The sequence below is a fragment of the Kosakonia sp. 1610 genome (genome assembly GCF_050435845.1).
Classification (GTDB): Bacteria; Pseudomonadota; Gammaproteobacteria; order Enterobacterales; family Enterobacteriaceae; genus Kosakonia; species Kosakonia cowanii.
In genome coordinates this window covers 460,735-473,268 of sequence record NZ_JBNDKZ010000003.1, presented here as the reverse complement: position 1 = coordinate 473,268, position 12,534 = coordinate 460,735, and the positions used below count along the sequence as shown (strand labels likewise).

9 protein-coding genes are annotated in these 12,534 nt (G+C 58.7%); 6 read left to right on the top strand and 3 right to left on the bottom strand.

Going from position 1 to position 12,534, the window contains the following annotated elements:
• Positions 1-35 precede the first annotated feature (35 nt).
• The 3 genes from fhuA to hrpB form a co-directional block, all read right to left on the bottom strand.
• A complete protein-coding gene (fhuA, locus tag ABIC80_RS12860) occupies positions 36-2,285 on the bottom strand; it encodes a ferrichrome porin FhuA (RefSeq protein ID WP_429177393.1) in 2,250 nt (749 codons plus the stop codon).
• Positions 2,286-2,535: 250 nt separating this feature from the next.
• Complete coding sequence (gene mrcB, locus ABIC80_RS12855) at positions 2,536-5,058, bottom strand: bifunctional glycosyl transferase/transpeptidase (RefSeq protein WP_139567587.1); 2,523 nt, start codon at positions 5,056-5,058, stop codon at positions 2,536-2,538.
• 117 nt (positions 5,059-5,175) lie between these two features.
• Entirely contained in the window at positions 5,176-7,605 is a 2,430-nt protein-coding gene (gene hrpB, locus ABIC80_RS12850) for an ATP-dependent helicase HrpB (protein WP_429177392.1), read from the bottom strand.
• Between the two features lie 72 nt (positions 7,606-7,677).
• Here hrpB and thpR point away from each other — a divergent pair, with 72 nt between their 5' ends.
• The 6 genes from thpR (at position 7,678) to folK (ending at position 12,507) form a co-directional block, all read left to right on the top strand.
• Positions 7,678-8,211 (top strand): RNA 2',3'-cyclic phosphodiesterase, encoded by a 534-nt coding sequence (gene thpR / locus ABIC80_RS12845; RefSeq protein ID WP_429177391.1) that lies wholly within the window; start codon positions 7,678-7,680, stop codon positions 8,209-8,211.
• Positions 8,212-8,255: 44 nt separating this feature from the next.
• The gene (gene sfsA, locus ABIC80_RS12840) at positions 8,256-8,960 is read left to right on the top strand and encodes a DNA/RNA nuclease SfsA (RefSeq protein ID WP_042714932.1); all 705 of its coding nucleotides are present in this window, start codon (positions 8,256-8,258) and stop codon (positions 8,958-8,960) included.
• Positions 8,961-9,132: 172 nt separating this feature from the next.
• Positions 9,133-9,588 (top strand): RNA polymerase-binding protein DksA, encoded by a 456-nt coding sequence (gene dksA / locus ABIC80_RS12835; protein WP_007373199.1) that lies wholly within the window; start codon positions 9,133-9,135, stop codon positions 9,586-9,588.
• Positions 9,589-9,678: 90 nt separating this feature from the next.
• Positions 9,679-10,575, top strand: coding sequence for a tRNA glutamyl-Q(34) synthetase GluQRS (gene gluQRS / locus ABIC80_RS12830; RefSeq protein ID WP_139567589.1), 897 nt, complete (start codon positions 9,679-9,681; stop codon positions 10,573-10,575).
• Positions 10,576-10,633: 58 nt separating this feature from the next.
• Positions 10,634-12,031: a polynucleotide adenylyltransferase PcnB gene (gene pcnB, locus ABIC80_RS12825; RefSeq protein ID WP_225975754.1), complete on the top strand. Its 1,398-nt coding sequence runs from the start codon at positions 10,634-10,636 to the stop codon at positions 12,029-12,031.
• Entirely contained in the window at positions 12,028-12,507 is a 480-nt protein-coding gene (folK, locus tag ABIC80_RS12820) for a 2-amino-4-hydroxy-6-hydroxymethyldihydropteridine diphosphokinase (protein WP_054802815.1), read from the top strand. Before pcnB ends, folK begins: the two co-directional genes overlap by 4 nt.
• The last annotated feature ends 27 nt before the right edge of the window (positions 12,508-12,534 follow it).

The window sequence follows — 12,534 nt, the reverse complement described above, 5'->3', positions numbered from 1 at the left end:
CAGAGGGCACGGCGAACCGTGCCCGAAGAGAAAGATTAGAAGCGGAATGTTGCGGTTGCCGTCACCTGACGTTCAGCGCCCCAGAAGCAGCCGTAACTGTTAAAGCAGCTGGCGACATACTCACGGTCGAACAGGTTATTGACGTGCAGGGCGACATTGGAGCCCGCCATGCCCAGGCGCGCCAGGTCGTAACGCACCAGCGCATCAACGACGGTAGCGCTACCGACTTTAAACGAGTTCGCCGGATCGCCGAAGCTTGAGCCGGTGAAGCGCGCGCCGGTGCCCAGCGTCAGGCCGGAGAGCGCGCCATCATAGAAGGTGTAATCTCCCCACAGCGAAGCCATATGTTTTGGCACCTGCGGCGGAGTGTTACCTTTCAGTTTGGTATCGGTGGTGTATTCCGCTTGCGTATAGGTATAAGAGCCGACCACGTTAAGGTTGGCGGAGAGCGCCGCTTTGGCTTCAAGCTCCACGCCGCGTGAACGCACTTTGCCGCCTTCGACTGACCAGACCGATCCCGCAGGGTCGGCCATCAGGTTGTTGCTCTTGGTCAGCTGATAGAGCGCGCCGGTCAGCACAATCGGCCGATCGCTCGGGCTATATTTCACCCCGGCTTCATACTGCTTGCCTTTCGACGGGGCGAAGATCGCGCCATTCGCACCGGAGGTGGACGACGGTTCGAAAGATTCGCTGTAGCTGAAGTATGGCGTGACGCCATTATCAAACAGGTAGTTAACGCCGCCGCGCCAGCTGAACTGGTTATCGTCACGGGTTGTGGTGATGCCAGTCTCGCGGTTAAACGCGCTCTGCTTCGCCCAGTCGTAACGGCCGCCCAGCGTAACCAGCACCTTCTCCCACTGCGCCTGATCCTGCGCATAGAGGCCGGTCTGTTTTTGGCGGTTAAGAATGCGGTAAGCGCCAGACGGGCCAGAGTGGGCAGCGAAATCAAAATCGCCGCGATCGAGGTTATAGATATCCGATGGCGCAACCGATCCCGCATAGCCAAACCACGAGTCGATGTCGTTACGCATACGCATAAAGTCGACGCCGGTCAGCAGCGTATGGTCGATAGATCCGGTGGCAAAGGTGCTCTGCAACTGCGTATCGACCGAGAAGTTCTGCAACTTCTCGTTATCAATCACATACTGGCGCGTCAGGTAGTGGTTCCACTGCGACGGCGCGATGCTGGCACAGGGGCTTTTTTTTGCATCGGCGGTGTAGAGCGGGTCAGAACACATGCCGTAACCGTAGACGCTGTTTTGCGAGGTTTTGTTCTCGGCGTAGCGCAGGTTCTGGCGCACGGTAAAGGTATCGTCGAAGGCGTGCTCAAAGCTGTAACCGACCATCTTCTGGTTACGGGAGTAAGTGTTGTTCTTCGCGCCTTCGTTGAAGCTGGTCGGCAGGCGTTTGCCGTTCGGCAGCGGTTCAACGGTCCCCTCTTTCGGCAACCAGCCGTAGTAGCCGGTGTCGGGCTCATTCTGGAAATAGGAGAGGAAGGTGAAATTGGTTTTATCATCCGGCCGCCAGCTAAAAGAGGGGGCGATGGTATAACGCTGCTCTTTTTTCCCGTCCTGCTGCGCATTAGCAGAGCGCGCCAGTCCGGTCAGGCGATAGGAGTAAACACCGTCGTCATCCAGCGCGTCGCTGAAATCAAACCCGGTCTGAAACAGGCTATTGGTGCCGGCTTTAAACTGAATTTCATGCAGCGGCGTGGTGGTCGGGCGCTTGCTGACCATATTCATCAGGCCGCCGGGGCTGCTTTTTCCGTAGAGCACGGAGGTTGGCCCGCGCAGCAACTCAACGCGTTCCAGCATATAGGGATCGATTACCGCGTCGTTATAGAAGTTGCCCTGCAACTTCAGGCCGTCGAGGTAGTTATTCTGGCTTTGGTTATCAGCGGCAAAACCGCGGATGATCAGCTGATCGTAAGTATTGGACGCCCCACGCGTGCCAACGCTGACGCCCGGCGTGTAGCTCAGGGCCTCTTTCGCCGATTTCGGCTGGTGCAGCGCGATCTCTTCGGCGGTGACGACAGAAATGGACTGCGGCGTTTTTTCCAGCGGCATATCCGTTTTTGTCGCGGTCGCGGTATGTTTCGCCGCGATAGTCGCCGCCGGCCCCCACGCATTCTCTTGCGGCGCGGCGGTGGTGACGGTGATGGTTTCTTCTTTTGAGGTGGTGGCAGCCTGTGCATAAACAGACATGCCGCTAACCGCTGTGGCTACTACGACTGCGACGGTACGCAGCGTAAAAGTGACTGGCTGAGCAGTTGTTGGACGCGCCATGAGTGTATCTCTGATTCAGTAAGTGAACGTTAACGTAAACGAGAATTATTATTATGACCGCAGAATAATATGCGAAGCGCTCAGTGCATAGCAAGCGCAATGCCGCCCGGCGGGGCTTAACAGAAAAAAATTAGTCGCTGAAAAAGCAGGATGTTAATTGCATGAAGAAAGGAATTTAACGCGGCGTTATTTGAATGTATCAGAAAGGACAAAATAAAAACCCCGGTCTGCTGAACCGGGGTTTTTATTACTAGTTACTGCCGAACATATCTTTAATCCAGCCCGCGACGCCGTCGCTCTTCTGCTCCTGCTGCGGCTGTTGTTGCTGCGGCTGTTGCTGCTGTTGCGGCTGCGTCGACTGATCGAACGGGTTGCCCGTTTGCGGCTGCATCATCTGGCTTTGCTGGCACAGCGCGTCCGGATTGGTGGTCCAGACCGGCAGCTGACGTACGCCACCGCCGCCGCAGATAAAGTTACCCATATCATCAACGCCGATGTTGGTGATGTCCTCCGGCGGCGTCAGATCCAGCGGGATCGGCGACTGGTTTTGCAGATAACGCTGGTAAATCGCCATCGCGCCGCTGGCACCATACAGCTTGGTCGGCTGGTTATTATCGCGGCCAACCCAGGTGATGGTCACTTCACGCCCGTCGATGCCGGCAAACCAGGTATCAACGTTGTTGTTGGTGGTACCGGTTTTCCCTGCCAGATGGAGGCCCGGATACTTCGCGCCAAGCTGGCGACCCGTTCCGCGCTGAACCACCTGCTGCATAGTCCACAGCGTCATGTACGCTGCCTGAGCAGGCACCACACGTTCCGCCTGCGGGTAGCTCTGATAGAGCACCGTGCCATCTTCAGCAATCACCGAACGCAGCGCGGAGAGTTGCGCGCGGTTACCGCCGCTGGCGATGGTCTGGAAGGCCTGCGCCACTTCAATCGGCGTCAGGTTGAGCGCACCCAGCAGCATCGACGGCATGCCGTTCAGCTGATTTTTCGGCGCGCCGAGTTTCTCCCAGGTGTCCGTTACCGCCGGTAAGCCTACCGCCATGCCGAGGTTAACGGTCGGCACGTTCATCGAGCGCGTCAGCGCATCCACCAGCATCACCTGACCGCTGAAGCGGCGATCGTCGTTCTGCGGTGACCACACCTGGCCGTTGGAGAGGCGCAGGGAAATCGGCGCATCCGCAATCCAGGTGTTCAGGCGATAGGTATTTGGCTGGCTCAGCGCCGTCAGGTAGGTTGCCGGTTTTGCCAGCGAGCCGATAGAGCGACGCGCCTGCATGGCACGGTTATAACCGGCAAACTGCGGTGTCGCACCGCCCACCATCGCGCGAACTTCACCGGTGTAGCGATCGACCACCACCATCGCGGTTTCCAGATCCGACAGCTTGCGCTGTTTGATCAGCAGCGGAATGCCCTCCACCGCCGCTTTTTCGGCAGCATCCTGCGCCACCGAGTCAAAGGTGGTGAAGATCTTCACGCCGGAGAGATCTTTGACTTTATCGCCAAGTTTGCTCTGCAGCTCCTGACGCACCATCTGCATAAAGGCTGGCTGAGGAGAGATCACCCCACCGCGCGGCTGCACGCCGAGCGGACGGGCACTGAGCATGTCATACAGCTCCTGGTCAATCACGCTCTGCTGTTGCAGCAGGCGTAGCACCAGGTTACGACGCTCAAGGGCCAGTTTCGGGTTACGCCATGGGTTATAAATCGACGCCCCTTTTACCATCCCCACCAGCAGCGCCTGCTGATCGAGGCTCAGCTCTTCAACCGGACGGCCAAAGTAGTAGAGGCTCGCCAGCGGGAAACCGCGGATTTCGTTATCGCCGCTCTGACCGAGGTAGACCTCGTTCATATAGAGCTCAAGGATGCGATCCTTGCTGTAGCGGGCATCCATGATCAGCGCCATATAGGCTTCGTTGGCTTTACGCCAGTAGGAGCGCTCGCTGCTCAGGAAGAGGTTTTTCACCAGCTGCTGGGTCAGCGTACTCGCCCCCTGCACCGTGCGACCCGCGGTAAGGTTCGCCAGCATCGCACGGCCAATGGAGTAGAAGCTGATGCCGTCATGCTCGTAGAAGTGGCGGTCTTCCGTCGCCAGCAGTGTATCGACCAGCAGATCCGGGAAGCCGTTACGCGCAACAAACAGGCGCTGCTCGCCGTTCGGCGAAGAGAGCATGGTGATCAGGCGCGGATCGAGACGGAAGAAACCGAACTGGCGGTTGCTGTCCATATTCTCGATTGTCTCCAGGCGATCGCCGTCAAAGGTCAGACGCGCGCGCACCTGGCCCTCTTTGCTGTCCGGGAAATCAAACGGACGGCGGATCATCTCGATGCTTTTCGCCTGCACGGTGAATTCACCGGGACGCGTCATCTTGGTCACTTCGCGGTACTGCGTCGCCTCCAGCAGCTTGACCATCTCATTTTTGCTGATGGCCATATCCGGCTCGAGGTTGACCATACGGCCATAGACGGCGGCAGGCAGCTGCCATACTTTACCGTCGATACGCGCGCGGATTTTCTGATCCAGATAGACGCCATAAATGGCAAACAGCACTGCGCAAACAATGAAAATTTTCAGCAGCAGCCAGAACCAACCGCGTTTACCGCGGGGCTTCTTGCCTCTGCCTCTTCCCTTTTTCGGCACTGCGTTTTCCTCTTCATCATCGTATTCGTCATACTCTTCATCACGAACGCGACGACGACTGATTTTCTCTTTTGCCGGGCGCGCAGGTTTCCCCTTACGTCCAATTGGCTCGCGGTCATTCCCCGCCATGCTTTACTCTCCGCAACGTTCAGGCGCAAGGGCCCGATTCTCAGCTCTTCGGCCCACAGGCAGAAGAAGAACTCTCTCAATTTATACCACTGCTGAATGACGCTATACGCATCAGCACTATGAATACTTTTTCGTTCGCCGCGTCGGCGCGGTGTTCGCCGGATCGTCCGGCCAGACATGTTTGGGGTAGCGCCCCTTCATCTCTTTTTGCACCTCGCGGTAGGTTCCGGCCCAGAACGCGCCTAAATCGCGCGTAATTTGCAGCGGCCGCTGGGCAGGCGAAAGCAGCTCCAGCACCAGCGCCACGCGCCCCTGCGCAATCGTCGGCGTGGTGGCTTCACCGAACATCTCCTGCATCCGCACCGCCAGCGCAGGCGGATTATCTTCATGATATCGGATGGCTATCCGGCTTCCGGTCGGCACAGTGTAATGCCCAGGCAGCTCACTATCCAGCCGTTGACGCAACGACCACGGCAGCGCCTGCTGCAACGCCTGCCCCACGTCGAGAGACTGCAAATCGCGCAGGGAACGAATGCCGCCCATCTGCGGCAGCAGCCACGCCTCAAGGGTGTCGAGCAGCGAGGCGTCATCAACGGCGGGCCAGTCGAACTCCGGCAACCACTTCGCGGCGCAGAGTAAGCGTAAACGATACTGCGCCGCTTCGCTTGTCCAGTTCAGCACCCGCAGCCCCTTTTCGCGAATACCGTTTAGCATCGCCTGGTGCAGCTCCTCCTCAGAGGGCTTCGCCAGCGGCTGCGCGCTCAGCGTCAGTTGACCAATTTGCCGACGACGAAATGCTTTCAGCGTACCGAGCGTTTCATCCCATTCGACGCTGTCGGACTGGGTAATCAGCTGCGGGCATTGAGCCACAAGCGCATCAATATCCAGCGGCAGCGCCAGTAATATGCGCGCATCCGGCGACTGGCTCCCCTGCAACAGCAGCGGCGCGAGCAGCCATTCGTGACGGTTTAGCGCGTCATCGGCATCCAGCGTTGCACCTAGACCGTTCGCCAGCTGGTAGCGCCCCTGCTGACCGCGTCGGCGCGCGATACGATCGGCAAACGCACAGGCGAGAAGCGGTGCCAGCGCGCTGTTATCCGGCTCGCCTCTGCTGCTCTTCAGCCTGCGTGCCAGCTGGCGCGCGCGCTGTTGCCAGGTCCCCTGCTGGCGCGAGAAGGCAGCGCTCAAATCAGAATTACCGCCGCGCGGCGGCTCTTCGAGGATCGCTGCAAGCTTCGCGGCGGTGGCAATCTCATCATCGCCCTGCGCGCTCGAAAGCATTGCTGCCAGACGCGGATCGTTGCCGAGCGCCGCCATTTTCATGCCAAACGGCGTTAAACGCCCCTCTTCCAGCGCGCGCAGTTGCGTCAGCAGCCTGCGCGCCGCCGCCAGGTTAGTCTCAGGCGGCAGATCCAGCCAATTAAGCTGGGCAGCATCCTGGCAGCCCCACTGCAATAACTCCATCAACAGACCGGAGAGATCGCTATTAACGATCTCCGGGCTGCTCTGCGCCGCCGCGCGCTCCGCCTGCTCTTTGGCAATCAGATGCAGGCAGATACCCGGCTCCAGACGCCCGGCGCGTCCGGCGCGCTGGGTCATCGACGCCACGCTGATGCGCTGGGTAATCAGGCGCGTTAAGCCGCTGCGGACATCAAAACGGGCAACGCGCTCTTGCGCGCTGTCCACCACCAGCCGGATCCCTTCAATGGTCAGGCTGGTTTCGGCAATATTGGTCGCCAGCACCACTTTTCGTTTGCCGGCGGGCGCAGGCAGAATCGCTTTGCGCTGTTCGCTTAACGGCAGCGCACCATACAGGGGGCAGAGCAGCACATCGCTGCCGACGCGCGACGCCAGTTGCTCCTGCACGCGCTGAATTTCGCCGACACCCGGCAAAAAGAGCAGCAGCGAACCCGGCTCGTTGCGCAGTAGCTCAGCCGTGCCCTGTGCCACCGCCTCATCAAAACGTTGATGAGCGGGCAGTGACTGGTAGCGCTGTTCAACGGGGAACGTACGCCCTTCGGAGACGATCACCGGCGCATCCGGCAACAGCGAGTGTAGACGCTCATTATCCAGCGTCGCGGACATAATCAGCACTTTCAGATCGTCACGCAGTCCCTGCTGCACATCAAGCAGCAGCGCCAGCGCCAGATCGGCCTGTAGACTGCGCTCGTGGAACTCGTCGAGGATCACCAGCCCGACGCCGTTTAGCTCCGGATCGTTTTGGATCAGGCGCGTGAGGATCCCTTCGGTGACCACTTCAAGGCGGGTGTTCGGGCCGACGCAGGTATCGGCGCGCATGCGGTAACCCACGGTGTCGCCGGGCTGCTCATTGAGAAGCTCCGCCAGCCGCTGCGCAACGTTGCGCGCCGCCAGACGTCGCGGCTCCAGCAGCAAAATTTTCCCTTCAACTGCATTCTGTTGCAGCAGTTGCAGCGGCAGCCAGGTCGATTTCCCGGCCCCGGTCGGGGCGCTCAGCAGCACCTGTGGCGCATTTTTCAGCGCAGAGAGAAGATTGGGCAGAACGGCGGCAACCGGCAGTAAGGACACAAACGCTCCAGGGGTTAACAGAAGAGGAGCGGCAGTATACCATCCCCACATATTCTTGACCTCGAGCACACTATGCCCGCATCAAAAAGGCTCTTTTTTGCCATCGAACTGCCCGCCGAACTCCAGCCCCAACTGGTGCAGTGGCGCGCGCAACACTTCGCGCCGGAAGCGGGACGGCCAATTGCCGCCGCCAATTTACATCTGACGCTGGCCTTTCTGGGCGATATCAGCGCCGAGAAACAGAAGGCGCTGGAGACGCTGGCCGGGCGCATTCGCCAGCCGGGCTTTACGTTGACGCTGGATGATGCCGGGCAGTGGCTGCGCTCGCGCGTGGTGTGGCTCGGTTCGCGCCAGCCGCCGCGCGGATTACTGCAACTGGCGGATATGCTGCGCGCGCAGGCAGCACGTAGCGGCTGCTATCAAAGCCCGCAGCCTTTTCACCCGCATATCACGCTGCTGCGCGATGCCAGCCACGCGGTTTCGCTCCCGCCGCCGGGTTTTCGCTGGTCTTTTGCGGTCGCTGAGTTTGCGCTCTACGAGTCGCAGTTTCTCAACGGGCGTACCCGTTACACCGCCCTGAAGCGCTGGTCCCTTAGCGGGGAGTAATCATTTCTGCGCGTCCTGAGCCACGAACATATTAAGGAAGAGATATGGAATTCACCCCACCGCTACAATCCGCCACGCTTGTGACGCGCTATAAGCGCTTTCTGGCGGATGTCGTGACGCCCGAAGGCGAAACCCTGACGCTGCACTGCCCCAATACCGGCGCGATGACCGGCTGCGCGACGCCAGGCGATCGGGTCTGGTATTCCACCTCAACAAATCTGAAGCGCAAATATGCCCACACCTGGGAATTAACTGAAACGCAACAGGGCGCGTTTATTTGCGTGAATACGCAGCGGGCAAATATGTTGACGAAAGAGGCGATTATCGCCGACCGCCTGCCTGAGTTAACGGGATATAGCGCGCTGAAAAGCGAAGTGAAATATGGTGCGGAGCGCAGCAGAATTGATTTTCTGTTACAGGCGGAGGATCGCCGCAACTGCTATATTGAAGTGAAATCGGTCACGCTCGCCGAGCAGCAGTCAGGCTATTTCCCGGATGCGGTCACACTGCGCGGGCAGAAGCATTTACGGGAGTTGATGAGCGTTGCGGCCAATGGTGACCGTGCGGTGATCTTGTTTGCCATTCTGCACTCCGCCGTTGAACATTTCGCACCCGCGCGCCATATTGATGGGGAATACGCACGATTATTGAGTGAAGCGCAACAAAATGGGGTGGAAGTTATTGCTTATAAAGCGGAACTTTCTGCCGATAATATGAGTCTTAGCTTGCCGCTACCGTTCTCGCTTTAAGGCAAGCGCCTGACGAATAAGTGATTTGGTCGCGTGCGCAAATACGCTTTTCTTCACAGGGTTGTCAAGTGTTACGTATGGATATTTGCCATCCGTAAAAGCATCTGCTATTTATAGCGGCCTGATTTTTCCCCCATACGGGGATCGATAGTGCGTGTTAAGGAGAAGCAACATGCAAGAAGGGCAAAACCGTAAAACATCGTCCCTGAGTATTCTCGCCATCGCTGGGGTGGAGCCGTATCAAGAGAAACCGGGCGAAGAGTATATGAACGAAGCCCAGCTGGCGCACTTCAAGCGGATTCTTGAAGCATGGCGCAATCAACTTAGGGATGAAGTCGATCGCACCGTTACGCACATGCAGGACGAAGCGGCTAACTTCCCGGACCCGGTTGACCGTGCTGCTCAGGAAGAGGAGTTCAGCCTCGAACTGCGTAACCGCGATCGCGAGCGTAAGCTGATTAAGAAGATCGAAAAAACGCTGAAAAAAGTAGAAGACGAAGATTTCGGTTTCTGCGAATCCTGCGGCGTTGAAATTGGTATCCGTCGTCTGGAAGCGCGTCCGACTGCCGACCTGTGCATCGACTGCAAAACCCTGGCGGAAATCCGCGAAAAACAGATGGCGGGCTAACCCCCGGCATTCCCCAAGACGCCCCGCTGATGCGGGGCGTCTCTTATACGGCGGCGAACGCGCCCGCCCTGTACTTTTTTGCCTGTCGATATGCCTGAATCACACTATATCGGGCGCTTTGCGCCATCCCCATCCGGTGAACTGCATTTTGGTTCGTTAATTGCCGCCCTCGGTAGCTATCTGCAAGCCCGTGCTCAGCATGGAATCTGGCGCGTGCGGATTGAAGATATCGATCCTCCCCGCGAAGTGCCCGGTGCGGCAGAGACAATTTTGCGCCAGCTGGAACATTACGGCCTGCACTGGGACGGCGAGGTGCTGTGGCAATCGCGGCGACATGAGGCTTATCGGGAAGTGCTGGCACGGCTGCACCGTGAAGGGCTGAGCTACTTCTGCACCTGCACGCGGGCGCGTATTCAAAGTGTCGGCGGTTTCTATGATGGCCACTGCCGCACCCTGAATCATGGCCCGGAAAACGCCGCGGTCCGCCTGCTGCAACGCCAGCCGGTGCTGGAATTTACCGACCGCCTGCGCGGGCGCATCGTCGCCGAAGAGAAACTGGCGCGCGAAGATTTTATTATTCACCGCCGCGATGGATTATTTGCTTATAACCTCGCCGTGGTGGTCGATGACCATTTTCAGGGTGTGACGGAGATCGTGCGCGGCGCGGATCTGATTGCACCGACGGTGCGGCACCTCTCCCTTTATCAACAATTAGGCTGGCCGGCACCTGAGTATGTTCATCTGCCATTAGCCCTTAATGAACAAGGGGATAAGCTCTCCAAGCAGAACCATGCGCCTGCCCTGCCGGAGGGCGATCCGCGTCCTGTGTTGATCCGTGCTTTACAATTTATGAACCAGGATGTAACAAAAGAGTGGCAGGATCTCTCGCTGGAGGATCTGCTGGAAAAGGCGGTGGCGAACTGGTCGCTTTCACGCGTACCTGTAACAGGCGATGCGAATACAGCATTCTCAAATGCTTCGCGCTGAGCTATGATTAGCCGCTATTTTTTTGTCCCGATGACGTCTGACACTACCGAGGTGTACTATTTTTACCCGAGTCGCTAATTTTTGCCGCAAGGTGCTAAGCCGCGAAGAGAGCATGGCCGTTGAGGCAATGGCCAAACCGCAAATGGCGGTTATCCCGCGTGAGCAGCACGCTATTTCCCGCAAAGATATCAGCGAAAATGCGCTCAAAGTGCTCTATCGTCTGAATAAAGCGGGCTATGAAGCTTACCTGGTAGGCGGCGGTGTGCGCGACTTGTTGCTGGGCAAAAAACCAAAAGATTTTGATGTCACCACCAACGCCACGCCGGATCAGGTGCGCAAGCTGTTCCGCAACTGCCGCCTGGTGGGTCGCCGTTTCCGCCTCGCACATGTGATGTTCGGGCCGGAGATTATCGAAGTGGCGACCTTCCGTGGTCATCATGACGATCAACAAACCGATCGCACCATCTCCCAGCGCGGCCAGAACGGCATGCTGCTGCGCGACAACATCTTCGGCTCAATTGAAGAAGATGCCCAGCGTCGTGACTTCACCATTAACAGCCTCTATTACAGCGTTGCCGACTTTACCGTACGTGATTACGTCGGCGGCATGCGCGATCTGCAAGAGGGCACCATCCGCCTGATCGGCAACCCGGAAACCCGCTACCGCGAAGATCCGGTGCGCATGCTGCGCGCGGTGCGTTTCGCCGCCAAGCTGGGGATGCAGATCAGCGAAGAGACCGCCGAGCCGATCCCGCGTCTGGCAACCTTAATTAACGACGTGCCGCCGGCGCGTCTGTTTGAAGAGTCCCTGAAGCTGCTGCAGGCCGGTTACGGTTACGATACCTACCAGCTCCTGCGCGAATATGGCCTCTTCCAGCCGCTCTTCCCGATTATCACCCGCTGCTTTACCGAGCGCGGCGACAGCCCGATGGAGCGCATTATTGCCCAGGTGCTGAAGAACACCGATAACCGCATTCACAACGATATGCGCGTTAACCCGGCGTTTCTGTTTGCCGCTATGTTCTGGTATCCGCTGCTGGAGAACGCGCAGCGTATTACCCAGGAGGGCGGGCTGGCCTACTACGACGCCTTCGCACTGGCGATGAACGACGTGCTCGACGAAGCGTGCCGCTCGCTGGCGATCCCGAAACGCATCACTACGCTGGTTCGCGATATCTGGCAGCTGCAGCTGCGCATGTCCCGTCGCCAGGGCAAACGCGCCTGGAAACTGATGGAGCATCCGAAATTCCGCGCCTCGTACGATCTGCTGGCGCTGCGCGCCGAGGCGGAAAACAATGCTGAACTGCAACGCCTGACAAAATGGTGGGGCGAGTTCCAGGTCTCTGCACCGCCGGCGCAAAAACATATGCTTGATGATTTAGGTGAAGAGCCGGCCGAGCGCCGTCGCCATCGCCGTCCGCGCAAGCGCGCACCGCGCCGTGAGGGCAGTGCGTGACGCTGGCCTTTATCGCGCTGGGCAGCAATCTCGCCTCGCCGCTCGATCAAGTTAACGCCGCGATAGCCGCGCTGGGGGAGATCCCCGACAGCCGGATCGTGGCGTGCTCCTCGCTTTACCGCACTCCCCCGCTCGGCCCGCCGGATCAGCCTGACTATCTCAACGCCGCCGTGGCGCTGGAAACCACGCTCGCGCCGGAAGCCCTTCTCGACCATACGCAGCGCATTGAGCTGCAACAGGGGCGCGTGCGTAAAGCCGAGCGCTGGGGGCCGCGTACCCTCGACCTCGATATTATGCTGTTTGGCGAGATGACGGTGCAGACCGCGCGCCTGACCATTCCCCATTACGATATGAAAAACCGCGGCTTTATGCTGTGGCCACTGTTTGAGATCGCCCCGGATCTGCACTTCCCCGATGGCGAATCATTACAGGCCGTGCTGACGCGGCTGAACGCGCCAAAACCTCACGCCTGGTAACCCCGCCTGAAAAGGTGACCTGCATCA

Excerpts from the sequence above, each read along its gene's own strand:
- dksA (WP_007373199.1), top strand. The coding sequence starts at position 9,133 with ATGCAAGAAGGGCAAAACCGTAAAACATCGTCCCTGAGTATTCTCGCC.
- gluQRS (WP_139567589.1), top strand. The coding sequence starts at position 9,679 with ATGCCTGAATCACACTATATCGGGCGCTTTGCGCCATCCCCATCCGGT.
- mrcB (WP_139567587.1), bottom strand. The coding sequence starts at position 5,058 with ATGGCGGGGAATGACCGCGAGCCAATTGGACGTAAGGGGAAACCTGCG.
- fhuA (WP_429177393.1), bottom strand. The coding sequence starts at position 2,285 with ATGGCGCGTCCAACAACTGCTCAGCCAGTCACTTTTACGCTGCGTACC.
- thpR (WP_429177391.1), top strand. The coding sequence starts at position 7,678 with ATGCCCGCATCAAAAAGGCTCTTTTTTGCCATCGAACTGCCCGCCGAA.
- sfsA (WP_042714932.1), top strand. The coding sequence starts at position 8,256 with ATGGAATTCACCCCACCGCTACAATCCGCCACGCTTGTGACGCGCTAT.